12 protein-coding genes are annotated in these 16,936 nt (G+C 47.9%); 5 read left to right on the top strand and 7 right to left on the bottom strand.

What is annotated here, in order from left to right:
* Positions 1-114: 114 nt before the first annotated feature.
* The gene (locus tag VIM72_RS16915) at positions 115-2,346 is read right to left on the bottom strand and encodes an FUSC family protein (RefSeq protein ID WP_332004010.1); all 2,232 of its coding nucleotides are present in this window, start codon (positions 2,344-2,346) and stop codon (positions 115-117) included.
* Positions 2,347-2,866: 520 nt separating this feature from the next.
* On the opposite strand from VIM72_RS16915, the gene smc reads away from it, so the two are divergent.
* Together smc and VIM72_RS16905 are read left to right on the top strand one after the other, a co-directional pair.
* On the top strand, positions 2,867-6,397 hold the full coding sequence (smc, locus tag VIM72_RS16910; RefSeq protein WP_332004009.1) for a chromosome segregation protein SMC: 3,531 nt from the start codon (positions 2,867-2,869) through the stop codon (positions 6,395-6,397).
* A gap of 77 nt (positions 6,398-6,474) precedes the next feature.
* On the top strand, positions 6,475-6,870 hold the full coding sequence (locus tag VIM72_RS16905; RefSeq protein ID WP_332004008.1) for a DUF4259 domain-containing protein: 396 nt from the start codon (positions 6,475-6,477) through the stop codon (positions 6,868-6,870).
* Between the two features lie 390 nt (positions 6,871-7,260).
* On the opposite strand, the gene VIM72_RS16900 is transcribed toward VIM72_RS16905, so the two are convergent.
* Entirely contained in the window at positions 7,261-8,526 is a 1,266-nt protein-coding gene (locus VIM72_RS16900; protein ID WP_332004007.1) for a NupC/NupG family nucleoside CNT transporter, read from the bottom strand.
* Positions 8,527-8,681: 155 nt separating this feature from the next.
* Here VIM72_RS16900 and VIM72_RS16895 point away from each other — a divergent pair, with 155 nt between their 5' ends.
* The 3 genes from VIM72_RS16895 to VIM72_RS16885 all read left to right on the top strand — a co-directional run bounded on the left by VIM72_RS16895 (position 8,682) and on the right by VIM72_RS16885 (position 11,790).
* Positions 8,682-10,976 (top strand): DUF7133 domain-containing protein, encoded by a 2,295-nt coding sequence (locus VIM72_RS16895; protein WP_332004006.1) that lies wholly within the window; start codon positions 8,682-8,684, stop codon positions 10,974-10,976.
* Between the two features lie 269 nt (positions 10,977-11,245).
* Positions 11,246-11,398 carry a hypothetical protein gene (locus VIM72_RS16890; RefSeq protein WP_332004005.1) on the top strand — a complete coding sequence of 51 codons (153 nt, stop codon included), beginning with the start codon at positions 11,246-11,248 and terminating at the stop codon, positions 11,396-11,398.
* Between the two features lie 17 nt (positions 11,399-11,415).
* Complete coding sequence (locus tag VIM72_RS16885) at positions 11,416-11,790, top strand: GreA/GreB family elongation factor (protein WP_332004004.1); 375 nt, start codon at positions 11,416-11,418, stop codon at positions 11,788-11,790.
* Positions 11,791-11,865: 75 nt separating this feature from the next.
* On the opposite strand, the gene VIM72_RS16880 is transcribed toward VIM72_RS16885, so the two are convergent.
* The 5 genes from VIM72_RS16880 to VIM72_RS16860 all read right to left on the bottom strand — a co-directional run.
* Entirely contained in the window at positions 11,866-12,405 is a 540-nt protein-coding gene (locus tag VIM72_RS16880; RefSeq protein WP_332004003.1) for a DUF192 domain-containing protein, read from the bottom strand.
* A gap of 11 nt (positions 12,406-12,416) precedes the next feature.
* Positions 12,417-13,598, bottom strand: a complete 1,182-nt coding sequence (gene mqnE, locus VIM72_RS16875; RefSeq protein ID WP_332004002.1) for an aminofutalosine synthase MqnE — start codon at positions 13,596-13,598, stop codon at positions 12,417-12,419.
* Positions 13,595-15,736 (bottom strand): M43 family zinc metalloprotease, encoded by a 2,142-nt coding sequence (locus VIM72_RS16870; protein ID WP_332004001.1) that lies wholly within the window; start codon positions 15,734-15,736, stop codon positions 13,595-13,597. Before VIM72_RS16870 ends, mqnE begins: the two co-directional genes overlap by 4 nt.
* A 317-nt stretch (positions 15,737-16,053) precedes the next feature.
* Positions 16,054-16,371 carry a thioredoxin gene (trxA, locus tag VIM72_RS16865; protein ID WP_079472839.1) on the bottom strand — a complete coding sequence of 106 codons (318 nt, stop codon included), beginning with the start codon at positions 16,369-16,371 and terminating at the stop codon, positions 16,054-16,056.
* Positions 16,372-16,478: 107 nt separating this feature from the next.
* Positions 16,479-16,936: OB-fold nucleic acid binding domain-containing protein (locus VIM72_RS16860; protein WP_332004000.1), on the bottom strand; the 458-nt coding region annotated here is incomplete at its 5' end.

Below are 16,936 nucleotides of genomic sequence, written 5' to 3'. Positions count from 1 at the left end.
AAAAGTAAAAATCAAAAGTAAAAATCAAAAGTAAAAATCAAAAGTAAAAATCAAATTAATCATTATAATCATCATAATCCTGCTCCAAGACAATCGCCGAAGGCGATCCCTCCGCTACGCGCTTTGTGTCAGCGCTTTGCTCATGTCTTTTACCAGTGAAAGGATGGCGGTTAGCTGGTCGTGCACCTGTTTGGTTTCCAGCATTTCGTCGCGCACAGGTGTGGCGCCTTTCCCGTCATTGATTTCCTGCTGGCGCTGATGTACCAGGCTTTCCAGGTGGGCATCCAGCCGGTCGAAGGCATGGATCAGTGGCGAAGGTTGTGCGCTGCCGCCGGTGGCCGGGTCTGTCATGAGTATGAGCTGGTCCATATAATGGAGCAGGTAATCCGTGATCTCGCGGTATTCGGGGCGGGGGAACTGTACCCCGTGATGCAGGCTGTAGGCAGCCAGGGTGGCTGTGTGAGACGTAAGTGTATGATTCAGCACCACATAGTGATATACTTCAGAAGCGTTCTTTTGTTTGCTTTTAGGTTCAGACAACATGCGCTGGAAGGCCGCCATCAAATTGGCAGCGGCTACGTAAGCGTCTTTCCTGGCCAGTTTGAAATCGGTAACCGATACCTGTTCATTGGAATAGGCGCGCATTACCAGTTCGAAATACTTACGGTTGGCTTCCATCATTTTTTTCATGTAATCCGGCAGGAAATTATGTTCCCAGGTAGGCCACAGCAGCATGTTGGCAAAGAAGGCAATGCCTCCGCCGATGAAGGTGTCCAGTACCCGTTGGGTCAGGTTGTACAGGTCGGCAGGGTGGAGGAAGTGCAGCAGGAAGATGATAAACGGCGTTACAAAAAACACGCTGAGCGTATACTGGATGGTCATAAAACTATATGCCCCGAGGATACAGATAAGCATCACCACGAAGATCACCGTGTTGTTATGGGTAATATAAAGCAGGCCGGCGGCAAACAGCGCACCGGTAACGGTACCGATTAAACGCTGTATGCTGCGCGATTTCGTGAGGCCAAAACCAGGCTTCAGGATCACCACTACTGTAAGCAGGATCCAGTAGATACGGTCCAGGTGAAGGGCCATCCCCAGCCCGTAACCAGCCATTGTGGCCAGGCTCACGCGCATAGAGTGACGGAAAATTTGTGATTTGAACGTGAGATTGTCACGGAATGTTTCAAAATCGTATTTCTGCCGGGTAGTGAATTTGGACAGCTCCAGTTTCGGATCTATGGATTCGTCTTTCAGTCGCTCCAGCCGGGTAAGCCGGTGCAGGTTATAAACGCGCTGGGCCATATCCTGCAGGTTCTGCAGGATGTTGGTAAGCGGGATGGTGCGGGTTCTTTCTTTGAGGGTAGGCAGTTTCAGGGTAATATCGGCGATAGCCTTTTTTACCTTCTCCATTTCAAATTTCAGGTTGGCCTTTGGCAGGGAGCGTTGGCCTGCGGCCACGGCCAGACCTATATTCTTCAGTTCGTGGACGAACTCCATAATGAGATAGTGGAATTTCTCGAGGATGGCTTCGTCTTTGAAATCCGCCTGGAGGGCGTTATAATCCGTTTGGGAGGCCATGATCTGCTCCTGGAGATCGACCATATCCAGGAAAATGAGCACCATGCTTTTGTTCAGGCTGGTGGTGCCTTGCTGGGCGGACCGTCTTTTCAGCAGCAGCTCGCGTACATTTTCCTGTTTTTCGTTGACGATCACCTGTTGTGCCAATACCGCTTTATAGTTCTCGTTTACGTTGATGCCAGGGGTATAAAAGTTGGCCCTTACTTCAAGGTAGCGGGCCGTTTGGAGGATACAATCGCCCAGCGCCTGCTGCACATTAAGATAAGGGCGGATCTGCCAGAGGATAAGCGCCAGTACAGCATACCAGATGCTGCCCAGCAGCACCATGGAAGCATGCAGCAGGGTGAGTTGCGGGGTCAGCTGCGTTTCACCCAATATAGACACCAGTACCAGCAGGCAGCCGGTACCAATGTTGCCACCACGGTTGCCATACACCAGCAGCATGGCAAACATAAAACAACAGATCCCTATCCACAGGGCCATCGGGATGGCATAGGGGATCAGCAGTCCCGTACCCAGCGCGGTGAAGAAGATCAGGATGGTACTGATGATAAGGCCATTCCGTTTATGCACAATGGTACCAGGTACATCGCTGAGAGCCGTACACAGGGCGCCCATCGATACCGCGATGCCCAGGTCCAGCATATCAAACCAGGCGAATACCAGCGAAGGTACTACCACACTGATCGTGGTACGCATACCGTTGCTGAAATGATAACTGTAAAGAAAATTTTTGATATTGTTGATCTGCTGTTCTGTACGCAAACGTCAATGGGTTTTTGATGGCGCAAAGATAAGCGGATTTTGTCTGACTCAGGATTATGATGATTTTGTTGATTACGAGAATTTTGTCTGACTCGCTGATTACCCTGAATTTTTTTTACCTGCGTTTTGTTGTTGTAAGCGGATTTTGTCTTGGAACACTGATTACGCTGATTATGATGATTACCGGAGTTTTTATATTGCATTATATTATTATATCATATTAAATGACATCAACTTGATGCAGGGTTCAGAAAAATATATCAGGTAAATCAGCGAAATCAGGGTAATCAGCGAGTCAGACAAAATCCGCGTAATTTTCTAACAGTGAATTAAATTGTAATTGTTCTTTTTACTATATTTATAACCAGTCTTTTAGACTTTAGTTGCGTGCTGCGGGCAGGGGCAAATGAGCAGTGATTGTGTATAAATAATTACTGTATATTATTGCATCTCACTTAAATTACTTTTTGATTCGGGTAAAATTATATCTTTGACGCCTTAAAAAACCTCGGAGTACGACGTGCGCTTAAAAACACTAGAAATTAAAGGCTTTAAAAGTTTTGCAGATAAAACCGTTTTGCAGTTCGACGAAGGCATCACTGGGGTGATTGGGCCAAATGGTTGCGGCAAAAGTAATATCATCGACTCCATCCGCTGGGTAATCGGCGAGCACAAAATCAGCAACCTCCGCTCTGATAACCAGGCAGGACTTGTGTTCAACGGTTCCAAAAGCCGCTCCGCAAGCGGTATGGCGGAGGTTAGTCTCACTTTCGAGAATACGAAAAACGTACTACCCACCGAATTTACCACGGTGACGATTACACGTAAGTTTTATAAGAACGGCGACAGCGAGTACCGTCTCAACGACGTGGCCTGCCGCCTGAAGGATATCCATAACCTGTTCATGGACACGGGCGTAAGTACCGATTCCTATGCTATCATTGAGCTGGGCATGGTGGATGATATCATCAAAGACAAAGAAAACAGCCGTCGCCGTATGCTGGAGCAGGCAGCCGGCATCTCCATCTATAAAACCCGGAAAAAAGAAGCCAAATCCAAACTGGACGCCACTGAAGGTGACCTGAACCGTATTGAGGACCTGCTGTTTGAAATCAATAACAACCTCAAAACACTGGAAAGCCAGGCCCGTAAGGCGGAACGCTTCTACGAGGTGAAAAAGGAATACCGCGAAATCAGCATAGAGCTGGCGAAAGCCGCCCTGGAAGGCTTTAACGTTACTTTCAAAGAACTGTCGGACACCCAGCAGAATGAAAGCGACCGCAAACTGGCGCTGGAAACAGAGATCCTCAGCGCAGAAGCAGCCGTGGAACAGGATAAACTGCATTTCGTGGCAAAGGAAAGGGAGCTGCAAACCATGCAGAAATCCTTTAATGAACTGGTATCCACCATCCGCACCAAAGAAAATGATAAGAACCTCGCTACGCAGCAGCTCACGTATCTGCGCGAGCGGGAAAAAAATATCAGCGACTTCCTCAATAATGCAGAAGGACAACTGCAGGGACTAACCACCTCTATTGAATTTACCGAGAAACAGGTGGAAGAGGAAGGGGAAGTGTTTGAAACAATGGCAGACGAACTGGACACCCTCCGCGATATGGTAGAGGAAAAGAAGGAACGCTTCCATCAAAAGAAACAAGCCCTCGAAACCCTGCGCAACGATCAGCAACGCTGGCAGCGCCAGCAGTTTGAGGCGGAAAAGAAAGTAGCCGTGGCCGATACTTCCGTAATGAACCTGCAACGCAGTATGCAGCAACTCCAGGAAGAAAAAGCCAGTCGCCAGCAACAGATCGCCCAGCTGGAAACAGAAAAAGAGGCGCTGCAGCAAACACTGACCGGTAGCAAAACGGAACTGGAAAACATGGTCCGTTTCCAGGAAGAAACCAAAAGTAAAATCCTCGCCACCCAATCCGATATAGAAGGGCTACGTGATAAACTGGTGGATGAAAACCGTACCCTCGATGCCAAAAAGAACGAGTTCGACCTGCTCAAATCGCTGGTCGACAGCCTGGAAGGCTATCCCGAGAGTATCAAATTCCTCAAGAAAAATCCCGACTGGAACAATAATGCCCCCATCCTCAGCGATATCTTTTTCTGTAAGGAAGAATACCGCACCTGCGTGGAAAACCTGCTGGAACCTTACCTGAGCTACTACGTGGTAAATAATGTGCAGGAAGCGGTACAGGCCATCCAACTGCTCGACAGTAACAAAAAAGGAAAGGCTAATTTCTTTATCCTCGATCAGTTCCGTACAGATTATTCACCGCTGTTGGCGCCAGCTGGCACTATCCCGGCGCTGGAAGTAGTGGAGATCGAGGAAAAATACAGGGGGCTTGGACATCATCTCCTGGGCAAAGTGTTTATCGGGGAAGACCTTACAAGACTGGAATTCAGCCAGATAGCAGACGAAAGAATGTTGCTGGTGGAAAAATCCGGTCGTATGCATCGCGGCAAATATAATATCAGCGGAGGTTCTGTAGGATTATTCGAAGGCAAGAAACTGGGCCGGGCCAAGAACCTCGAAAAACTGGAAACAGAAATCAAAGACCTGGAAAGTGTGGTAGGCGGCCTGAAAGTTGCACTGCAAAGCAAACACGACGAAGTATTAGGCTATAACAGCCAGTTAAATGAAAATAATATCAATACTGCGCGGGAAAAGGTAAACCAGCTGAGCAACCAGCTGTTTGGCCTGCAGAACAGGATTGAAAACTTCCATCACCTGATTGAAGCCGGCGACAAACGCCTGGAGGAAATGCAGCAATCGCTGGAAACCAACCAGGAAAGTATTTCCGGCGTAAAAGATGAACTGGAAAGCCTGAATGAAAGGGTGAATGAACTGCAGGATAGCATCGCTGATGCCGACAGAACGGCCCAGGAAGCAGAACAGCAGTTTAATATGGCTACGGTGCAGTTCAATAACCAGAACCTGCAACATACCCGTCAGCAAAGTAAAGTACAGGCCCTCAAACAGGAACTGGAATTTAAACGCAAACAACTGGCAGACCTGCATGTGCAGATCACCAGCAACAAATCGCAACTGGAAGACGCAGTGGCGAATATTGCCGCTGCGGTAGATAAACTCAGTCATGCAGATGATGGCCTCGTGGAATTGTTCCGCCAGCGTGAAGAAGAAGAAAAAGCCCTCAACGAAAAAGACCAGGAATACTACAACTTCCGTAACCACCTGCAGGAACTGGAAACCACGCTGAGAACGAAACAGCGCGCCAAACAGGAACTGGAACAGCAACTGAATACCATCAAGGATAAAGTGAACGAACTGAAACTGCAGCTTACCTCCATGAAGGAAAGGCTCAGCGTGGAGTTTAAGGTGAACCTCGATGAAATCATTGATGAACAGCGCAGCTCCGAGCTGTCGGTGGAAGAACTGACCGGCAGTGCCGAGCGATTGAAAAAGCGCATGGAAAATATGGGGGAAATTAACCCTACCGCGATTGAAGCTTACCAGGAAATGAAGAAACGTTACGAATTCATCCTGGAGCAGAAAACGGATCTTGTTAATGCGAAAGACTCGCTGCTGGCTACTATACAGGAAGTGGAGTCAACCGCTAACCAGAAATTCCTGGATACTTTTAACCAGGTAAAAGAGAACTTTATCCGGGTGTTTAAAGCATTGTTTACGGAAGAAGATCAGTGCGATATGATCCTGAGTGATCCGGAAAACCTGGCAGACACCGGTATTGAAATTATCGCGAAGCCAAAAGGTAAGCGCCCGGCGGCTATTACACAGTTATCCGGCGGTGAAAAAACACTCACGGCTACGGCATTGCTGTTTGCTATTTACCTGATCAAACCGGCGCCATTCTGTATCCTGGATGAGGTGGATGCCCCGTTGGATGATGCCAATGTGGGTAAATTTACCAACATGATCAGGAAGTTTTCCGATAATTCACAATTTATTATTGTAACACACAACAAACAAACAATGGCCGCTGTAGACGTGATCTATGGCGTAACCATGCAGGAACCGGGTGTAAGCAAACTGGTTCCGGTAGATTTCAGGAGTTTAAACTAGCCACCTGGTTTGGTTGTTGTAAAGAGAGTTCATTACTTTTATTCTTTATTCTAAAAAAATAAAAAAACGTAAACACTATGGGCGCATGGGGCACCAGGAATTTTGAAAATGATGGATCACAGGATTGGATTTTTGACCTGATCGATAATAAAGACGGTGGTTTGGTGGCTGATACGTTGGCGCGTATCATCAATAACATCGAAACACTGGAAGTTTCGGATTGCGAAGAGGCACTGGCCGCTGCAGAACTGGTGGCAGCATTGGTTGGTCGCCCCAGTGAAGATTTTCCCGAAGATCCGCTGGATCAGCTGGATGTGCTGAACCTCATCGGTACACGCGCACTCAGGAACCAGGCAATTGCCGCTGTAAACAAAATTGTAGCTGCTTCCGAAATGAAGAATTATTGGGAAGAAGCAGGGCAGGGCCAGGAATGGGCTGCTGTACAGGCGGGTCTTGTGAAGCGTTTGGAGTAACGCCTTCAGCGTGCGGATTTTGTCTGACCCGGGATTACGCTGATTATACTGATTAGTTTGATTTTATTTTTGCATTTTGCTTATAATATTAAGGGAGATGTAAGTGGGTATCCACTTATATCTCCCTTAATTATTTATAAGCGGATTTTGTCTTGGAACACTGATTACGCTGATTATACTGATTAGTTTGATTTTATTTTTTGAATTTGAAATAATTAAGGGAGATAAAAAGCGGGTATCCGCTTATATCTCCCTTAGTTACTTTAAATCAGATATTTAGTAAAACTATCCTGATCCTGTACAACAACAAAACACAAGTTAGAACTCCTGTAATCATTATAATCAGCGTAATCAGTGTTCCAAGACAAAATCCGCAAACGCCGAAGGCGTTTAAATCAATATCCCCGCGATGGAAGCGGACATATAAGACGCCAGTGTGCCGCACAGTAAGGCTTTCAGCCCCAGCTTGGCAAGGTCGGACCGCCTGTCGGGCGCCAGCTCCCCAATGCCGCCGATCTGCATACCTACGCTGCTGAAGTTGGCAAAGCCGGCAATGGCAATGGTAACAATGGCAATGCCTTTTGAGGTTAGCACCGGAACGGTTTTATCAGTAAGACTTTTAAATGCCACAAATTCGTTGATGGTAAGTTTCTGTCCCAGCAGAGTAGCAACGTTCTGTACATCTCCCTGTGGCACGCCCATAGCCCAGGCCATTGGCATAAACACCTTTCCGAAGATCCAGTCGAGGCTGAGATTGAAATTGGGATTGAAAATGTGACCAATATGGATCAGGATCCAATCGATCAGCGCAATGAAAGCAATAAACCCGATCAACATGGCAATTACGTTCATGGCTATCTTAAAACCATCGCCCGCGCCGTGTGAAATGGCGTCTATTACATTGGTATAATTACTCTTTACTTCCATTTTAACGCGGCCCATGGTCACACTTTCTTCCGTTTCCGGGAAAACGATCTTGGAGATCACCAGTGCGCCCGGCGCCGCCATGAGACTGGCCGTGATGAGGAAGGGAGCAATATGCAATCCTGCCTGTAATCCCATGTTCACATATACCACCAGGATACCGCCGGCAATACAGGCCAGGCTTCCGCTCATAGAAGCCAGGATCTCGCTCCTGGTCATACTTGATAAGTACGGGCGAATCATTACCTGCGCTTCTACCTGGCCTACAAATGCGCTCGCCACATTGCTCAGCGCTTCCGCACCGCTAACACGCATCACATAATTCATAGCCCTGGCAATCACCGCCACTACGCGCTGCATGACGCCATAGTGATATAAAACCGCTACCAGCACACATACCAGGATGATGGTGGCCGTTACGTTAAAGGCAAATACAAAACCGCCGGCAGCGTAATCCTTTAATCCCGTACCATCGGGCTGGGACACGCCAATACCACCATACACAAAGGCCGCACCTTTACGGGCAAAGGCTTCCAGCTTCCCCATTGCATCTCCTACCCGCTGGAAGAACCAGGTAATAGGGGGCACCTTAAATACCAGTAAACCGATCAATACCTGTAAGCCAATACCGCTGAATACCAGCCTGTAATTGATCTTACTTCTGTTGTTGGAAAACAGAAAGGCTATACCCAAAATAAGTACAATGCCTATGATGCCCTGAAAGCGTTCCATAAATGCAAATAAATCGTAAAATGTATGCAATGAAGCGACGAAGATAAGTTTTTTTAACGTGGTGCAGATAGTTGATCTTTCACTCATATAATTTTTCGGGAAAAATATATTTAGAAATGTATTTTTATTGCTTTCGCAATCGAATGATAAACCAAATGCAGCGTATTCATTTTCGTTTAGCCACCACGTTATGCCTGGCTCTATTTGCCTGTGGACAAGGGAATCAGCCCAAAGACGGCGACAAGCACAAAAGAGACTCTATTGCCATGCGGGAGCAGTTTGCCAACTCGCCCGTACTGGATGCCAAAGCAGCCATTGGCCAGATGCAGGTCGATAAAGGACTGGAAGTACAACTGGTAGCCGCGGAACCCATGGTGGTGGCGCCTGTGGCCATGTCGTTCGATGAGCGCGGGCGCATGTGGGTAGTGGAAATGACCGGTTTTATGCCCGATACCGCCGGCACCGGGGAAGATAAACCGGATGGAAAAATAGTGATCCTGGAAGATACCAACCGTGATGGGGTGATGGATAAACGAACCGTTTTCCTTGATTCACTGGTACTGCCAAGAGCCATATGCCTGATAGAGAACGGCGTGCTGGTGGCTACCCCTCCGCAGCTGTGGTTTATAGAAAATAATGGTGATAAGCCCGGGAAGAAAACCCTGGTGGATGATCAATACGCCGCCGGCGGAAACGTGGAGCACCAGCCCAATGGCCTGCTGCGCGCGATGGATAACTGGATCTACAACGCGAAATCGGATAGGCGTTACCGTAAGGAAGGGAATAAATGGCTCAAAGAACCTACTCATTTCCGGGGCCAATGGGGCATTACCCAGGATGATCACGGCCGCCTTTATTATAATAACAACTCCGAAAACCTCCTGGGCGATTACTTTCCCCCTGGTTTGGGCGGCACTAATCCCCAGCAGAATAGTGCAGCGGGCTTCGATCAGAAAATAGTGCCCGATAACCGCACTTATCCCGCTCATCCCACGCCCGGCGTAAACCGGGGTTACCAGAAAGGCACGCTGGATGATAGCCTGCGACTGGTGAATTTCACGGCGGCCTGCGGCCCTGTGATCTATCGCGGTAACCTGCTGCCGGCTGCTTATGCTGGCAATGCGTTTGTAGCAGAGCCCTCCGCCAACCTGATCAAAAGGAATATTTTGTCAGACAGCAGTTATATCGTAAAAGGTGTGCAGGCCTATAAAGGAAAGGAGTTCCTTGCCAGTACCGATGAGCGTTTCCGCCCGGTAGACCTGCGCACGGGGCCTGACGGGGCATTGTATATTGCCGATATGTACCGCGGCATCCTGCAGCATAAAACCTACCTTACTGAATACCTGAAGAATGAAATAAAGATGCGTAACCTTACGCTGCCACTGAACTGCGGCCGTATTTACCGGATCATTCCAACCGGTAGCAAGCCCCAGCCGGTAACGTTTGAACTTACGCCTGCTTTCCTCGGTAAAATGCTGGGTAATGAAAATGGTATTTTGAGAGATAAAGCGCAGCAACTCATCATTGATCAGCACTTAACAGCCATGGCTCCTGAACTGAGGACCATGCTTAAAGACGCCGCCCATCCGCTCACCCGGATACATGCCCTCTGGACCCTGGAAGGGCTGCACAGCCTCACTGCAGAAGACATCAGCTGGATCTGGCAGCAACCTGATGCCGGTTTGAAAATGCAGGGACTGGCGGCATTGCCCTCCGTATTGAACAGCAACAGTATCAAGGCAACGGTAGCAGCGCTCGACTCTTTGTCAAACAACCCTTACCTGGCGCCGGCGGTAACTTATATATTACCGGCAATAGGAAAACTGGATAAAGCAGCCGCCACCCGCCTGGAAGACAAAATGATAAAATCGTATGCGCCTGACCGTTATGTGGCGGCCGCGCTGGTAAACAACGCCACCAACAGGGAAGAAGCGTTGCTCAAACAGGTAATTGCCTGGAACCCGGATACCGCATTGGTATTGCGCCGCCAGCTGCAACAGGTGCTGAAGAACATGGACAGTAAAGCCAACGCCAAAAAGATGGAAGCTTTGCGGAAAGAACTGCCAAGAGGGTATAAGATCTTCAATACCGTATGTCAAACCTGTCATGGTAAAAGCGGGGAAGGCATTGCCTCCATGGCGCCGCCGCTGAATGAAAGCAACTGGGTAAACGGTAATAAGAAAGCATTCATATCTATCGTATTATTCGGCCTCACCGGGCCGGTGGAAGTGCACGGAAAAATGTACAAGGCGCCGGAAATAAACGGCGATATGCCGGGCATCGGCGCCAGTGATGAATTCAGCGATGCAGATATTGCACAGTTGCTCACGTTCCTGCGCAGCGCCTGGAAAAATAAAGCCGATAAAGTAACCGCTGCTGATATCCAGCAGGTGAGAAAGCTGTACAATGGCCGCCAGAAGCCTTTCACCGCGGGTGAACTGGCGAATTAACCTTTTGTTGTGAATAAATGCCTTATATTTGCCGGATACAATTATTCATTAATTGCATCCGGCAAATTACATATTACCCTTACTCAATACACCCCGTGCTTCCAAATGCACGAGCGGGTTCCTTTTGCCGTTCTTATCCTGCCCCAAAGACTTCAACAATTAAGCCCGGGCAACTTTTAGCATATAAAGTGTTGTACCCGGGGGAATAACTGCATCTGCGTAGTTTTATTCCATTAGTATTTCCAAAACAATCTTATAAAATCAGTTTTATGAATCATCGGATCGCACGGTGGGCAATTCCGGCCGCCCTGTACAGGCGTGTAACCAGAACGGATATACGATCTTATGAAGAAATATATACCCCGGATCATAACAGCAAAGCAGGCGCGTTGCTGTACCCGGGGCCATCTGTAAACAACTGACTTAAAACCCGGTTATCATGAAAAAGAAACAGATCATTGTGTCCCAACATGATTACGAAATCCTTAAAACCCTGTGCTATCACGCACCGGGGACGGACAAACTGAGAGAAGAGCTTGACAGGGCCACTATCAGGAAAGGTAAGGTACCTGCCGATGTGGTGCAGGTAAACTCTACCCTGCGGTTCAGGGATGAGCGTAGTGGGGCTATCAGAAACGTACAGCTGGTATTGCCGGCTGCCAGCAATTTACAGCTGGGCAAATTATCGGTCCTTTCTCCCATAGGCACGGCCTTGCTGGGCTACAGCACCGGTGATGTAATAGATTGGGAAGTGCCTGCGGGAAAAACGCAGCTGCACATACTGGATGTGATAAATACGACAATTGGCGTATAAAAGAGGCTATTAGTGTTAGCGATCAAATATGTATCATAGAGCAAAAAAGCCCTGGCGTCTGCCAGGGCTTCCTTTTTATTGGTAAGTTATCTTATCGCCGTATTTGATATGATATTTATCGGAGAAGCCACCGTTCACTTCCAGCACATATTTCGCTTTTTTGAAGGAAGGAAGGCTTTCTTCCGAAAGGGGAGTCGCATATTTCTGGATAGACACGATTTCCATATTATCTGCTATATAGATAATATCAAGGGAGATGTAGGTATTTTTCATCCAGAACGCGCGTTCTTCCATATCAGGGAAAATAAAAAGCATGCCCTGGTCGTCTGTCATGGATTTACGGTACATTAACCCGTCGGCCCGCTGCTCATCGGTTTGCGCCAGCTGGATATCGATTTTCCGCAGGGTATCAGCACCGGTTTTGGAAACGAATGCCAGGGTGCCCTGCTTTTTGAATTCAATACCGTTGGAGGTTTCACCAGTAACTTCTGTAGTGGCCGTAGCAGCTGTTCCTGTATCGGAGGCAGCGGAACCGTTATTGTTATTACTGTTGTTCTGGTGACAGCCGGCTGCATACAAACTGGCTATCAATATACATTTCAGGTGTAATTGCATAAGCAGTGATCCTATTTAGTGAGCAGTTCTTCGTCTGAAAAAACCACATCTGTATAATCCCTGATCTCGTTGTATACGGTATCCCTTTCCACGGGTTTTCTGCCGGCCTGTTTGATGAGCATGGTCAGCTGGGCGGTGTTCATGGAAGGGTTCTGTTCCTCAGCACCGGCCATAGAGTATATTTTGGTAGTATCATCTATGGTGCCGTCCAGGTCGTTCACGCCGAAAGACAGGGTCAGTTGCGCGGTGTTTCTTCCCAGCATCGGCCAGTAGGCTTTCAGGTGGGGGAAGTTATCCATGTATAAACGTGCAATGGCGTACAGTCGCAGATCTTCCACGATGGAAGTTTCCGGGATATTGGACATATCATTGCCTTTATTGCGGAATTTAAGCGGGATAAAAGTATTGAAGCCACCGGTTTCGTCCTGCAGGGTACGCAGGCGTTCCATATGATCTATGCGGTCGGCAAAGGATTCTATATGGCCATACAGCATGGTAGCGTTGGTATGCATGCCGCGGTTGTGGGCTGCTTTATGAATGGCCAGCCATCCTTCGGCATCTACTTTATCGTGGCATATTTTAGCGCGCACTTCGGGGGCAAATATTTCAGCGCCGCCGCCTGGCATGGATTGGAGGCCGGCTTCGTTGAGTATGCGCATCCCTTCTTCTATGCTTACCTTGGCTTTGCGGAACATGTAATCCAGTTCCACGGCGGTAAATCCTTTGATGTGGAGATCCGGTCGGTGTGCCTTTATTTTGCGGATCAGTTCCACGAAAAAGTCGAGCTGCATTTTAGGATGTACGCCGCCAACAATATGTACTTCTGTAACGGGTTGGTTATCGTACTTCTTAACAATGTCCATCATCTGGTCTATACTCAGTTCCCATCCGTCTTCCCTGTTTTTATACAAACGGGAATAGGAGCAGAAATGGCAGGTAAATACACAAACGTTGGTCGGCTCAATATGGAAATTCCGGTTGAAGTAAGTCTTGTCGCCATGCATCCGTTCCCGTACCAGGTTGGCTAATGCACCTACAAAGCCGATATCGCCTTTTTCAAATAAGGTCAGTCCCTCTGCGGGTGTAATTCTTTCCTGTTGGAGGATCTTTTCTGCAATACGCTTTAAAGCTGCGTCCAGGTTGGGTTGCTGAAGGAGCGTCTGAATAGCCGGATAATCTTGTCTCATCGTCATCTTACTTTCATTAATTTAATGGTGTTGGCCCTGTTCCTGTAAATTAATTTTACAAAATAAACACCATTTGGCTCATTTACCAAATTAAAGGTCAGCCGGTTGCCTGCACCGATGGCAGCTGCCGGGCGGCTCATAATAAACTGTCCCTGTATATTGTAAACAGACACCTGCAACAGGTCTTCCGGCACTTCCAGGAAAGTGATCCAGACAACGCCGGTGGTAGGGTTTGGATTTACCAGTATTCCTTTTTCACGGAGTACCTGGTTAACCGGCTTTGTAACAATGTTAATATTATCAATATAAATGTTATTCTCTGAATTTGAAATATTTCTGAAGGCTACCTGGAACTTTCCTTTATGACTAACAGCAGTTAGATCCACAGAATCCCGGCGCCATTCCGTAGCAGTGGGAGTGAACTCTGTTTGTATGGCAGTGGGGCGTGTGATGAGGTTCGGGCCCCATTTGGAATAGAGGACCTGGCCTGTTTCGCGGCAATCGCTGGTAACAAGTACCTGCAGGGTATCCCATGCATTCCCGGTGGAGGCAGGGTCGGTAAATACGGCGGCAGCCACATCAAAGAAGAGGAATACAGAATCAGCGCCCTGCGGATCAATAACAGGCGTAATGAGATCGTCTGTCTGGTCGTTGGTATTGTATCCAAGGTTGCGTACCAGGGCTGAGGCGCTGCTGTTCCTGCCTACATTACGGATACGCTCCCAGGTGAAGCTGCGGTCGGGGTTATAGAGGTCCCAGCCCGGCGGCGGGAAGCTGTCGTTTTCAAAACCTTCTTCAAAAGGCAATATAGCTTCTGCGTCATAACGGAAACTGATATTTGCAGTATCGTTGCTAATGTTGCCATCGGGTTGCCCGTTGGGCGACTGCGTATATGCTTTTAGGTTATAGTTGCCTATGGCCACATTGGAGGATGGCAGTGTAACGGAGGTTTGCTGTAAGCTGGCCAGGGAGCCTGTCCAATCGTAACCGGTAAGGGCGCCGCTGTTCACCTGGTACCAGATCTTCACAGCGGTGAGGGTATTGGCGCCGCGGTTGCGCAGGGTAACCACCGGCGTAATATGGTTATCACATATTTTGCCGTCGGGCGCACTAATGCTTAGCAGAGAGGCGTCGTTATCAGCCATGGAAGGGGCTACACAGCCGTTGGAGGTGATCAGGCTGGCGGTAATATTTTCCAGTACAAAGCGCATACGGTTTACCTGACCCGCGGTGAAAAGATGCATGCAGGCGTCGTCGGTATAATCCATATAGTTCATGAACATGATACCGGGTGCGGTGCGGGTGCAGTTATCGAGCCGGGGAAAAGTGGGGCATCCGTAGGTATTATCTCCCTGTGGGGGCGTATCGGTGATGCCATCGTCAATATCGCAGGTGCCGTTATCATCTCCCCAAATATGTTTTAAACCAAAATAGTGGCCTATTTCGTGGGTAGCGGTTCTGCCGAGGTTATAGGTACCGCTCACGCTGCCGGTGGTGCCAAAAGCGGTGTATTGTACCACCACGCCCTCCTGTTCTACCGGGTAGCCGGTGCCCGGAGGGGCAGCTACGCCAAGATAATTGCCGGAAAGACGGGTAACCCAGATATTGAGGTATTTGCTGTGATCCCAGGCATCGGAGCCGCCGGTATTGTTGTATTTGGCGTCGGCAGCGGCATTGCTGATGGAGAAGCTCTGGCCGGCGGCTGTTTGTACTCTTACAATGCCGCTGGTAGGCTCGTCGCCGGGTGTTCTTTGCGCCAGGCAGAAGTTAATGTGGCTGTTACCTATGATTGACTGCCATACAGCGGGTACCTGGGAAATATCGGGGTTCAGGGCGTTATAATCGCGGTTCAATACCTCTATTTGTGTGGCTACCTGTGCATCTGTTACCAGCGCAGGGTTATCCAGCACTATATGTACCACTACCGGAATAGTGACGGTTTGCGGGACGGCTTCCACGCGAGCGCGGAGCTGCTGCCGTTGCTGGCCCTGCATCATCCGGGCTTCGTTATCCACTATAATTTTCTGAAGGGAAGGAATTACTTTTACCCGCTGTTGTAATGCTTCGGCGGTGCCGCATTTACGCTGGGCGATAGCGGTGACGCAGTAAAAAAAGGTAACCAGGGCAAGGAAATAGTGACGCAAAAAAGTAGATTTTGGCTTGAAGATACGCGAAAAATCGCCTTCGGCGATGCGAATTTTGTCTGACTCAGGATTACGCTGATTATACTGATTACTTTGATTTTATCTTAAAAATCTGGATAAGTATTAAGTAAGATACAAGCTTTTATCTTCCTTAATTATTTTTTAGAAAAGCTAAAAGCAACAAAACGTCCAATAAAAATCAGAGTAATCAGTATAATCAGCGTAATCCTGCTCCAAGACAATTTCATCGCCGAAGGCGAAAAAAAAAGCGCCCCGGAACAACCCGGAGCGCTTTCAAAACTCAGTTTTTATAAAAATTACATATTGGCCTGTATTTTTTTATCCAGTACGGATTTAGGCACAGCGCCTACCTGTTTGTCAACAACCTGGCCGCCTTTTACGAAAAGGATAGCAGGGATACTGGTGATACCGTAATTTACAGACAGTTGTGGGTTTTGATCCACGTTAACTTTTCCGATATTTACTTTACCTGCGTAATCTTTAGACAGTTCCTCAATTACGGGACCGATAGCGCGACAAGGGCCACACCATTCTGCCCAGAAGTCAATAACAGTTAATTTATCGGAATTCAGAACTTCCGTTTCAAAGTTCGCATCAGTGATTTCTAAAGCCATATTCTTTGATTTTAAAATGTTTTATTTAACGATTGTTTTGATTTTTATGATTTGTATTATTACGATCAAATCTCGATCCGAGTGCAAATTACTGCATTTCTGACATCTTACTTATTGATTATCTCTATATACACATCGATATCCGGCTGTTTATGCAGGAAACCGGCCAACTCGTCATTCATCTCAATATTGCGGTTAAAAGTATGCAGTTTAGCCTGGGTTTGATCATCGCGGTCGGTCAGGTGCACATGCAGCACACTGTTGCCCGGGTAACGGTTGATGTTGTCTGCCAGGAAGTCGACTGTTTCCCGGTTAATGAACTTGGGCATAGTGTTCAGGAACACCTGTTTGGTATGGGTTTTCTTTACTTCCTGTAACAGCTGGATGCTGCTTACCTTGAACTCATACTCATTATCATTGAACCGTTTGGATTTGAAGCCACCGTTGATAAACAGGCAAAGGCCCGGTTTCAGGTAGGGGGCAAAGCGGATAAAATCTTCGCTCCACAGGGCAAATTCAAACTTACCGGTATAATCTTCTATGGTCATTACGCCAAATTGGCGGT

This window comes from Chitinophaga sp. (assembly GCF_036569185.1).
Lineage (GTDB): Bacteria > Bacteroidota > Bacteroidia > Chitinophagales > Chitinophagaceae > Chitinophaga.
This window is presented reverse-complemented; position numbering and strand designations above follow the sequence as displayed.

Coding starts and splice junctions, on each gene's coding strand:
- trxA (WP_079472839.1), bottom strand. CDS start 16,371: ATGGCTTTAGAAATCACTGATGCGAACTTTGAAACGGAAGTTCTGAAT.
- VIM72_RS16890 (WP_332004005.1), top strand. CDS start 11,246: ATGAATCATCGGATCGCACGGTGGGCAATTCCGGCCGCCCTGTACAGG.
- VIM72_RS16880 (WP_332004003.1), bottom strand. CDS start 12,405: ATGCAATTACACCTGAAATGTATATTGATAGCCAGTTTGTATGCAGCC.
- VIM72_RS16885 (WP_332004004.1), top strand. CDS start 11,416: ATGAAAAAGAAACAGATCATTGTGTCCCAACATGATTACGAAATCCTT.
- VIM72_RS16895 (WP_332004006.1), top strand. CDS start 8,682: ATGCAGCGTATTCATTTTCGTTTAGCCACCACGTTATGCCTGGCTCTA.
- mqnE (WP_332004002.1), bottom strand. CDS start 13,598: ATGACGATGAGACAAGATTATCCGGCTATTCAGACGCTCCTTCAGCAA.
- VIM72_RS16900 (WP_332004007.1), bottom strand. CDS start 8,526: ATGGAACGCTTTCAGGGCATCATAGGCATTGTACTTATTTTGGGTATA.
- VIM72_RS16905 (WP_332004008.1), top strand. CDS start 6,475: ATGGGCGCATGGGGCACCAGGAATTTTGAAAATGATGGATCACAGGAT.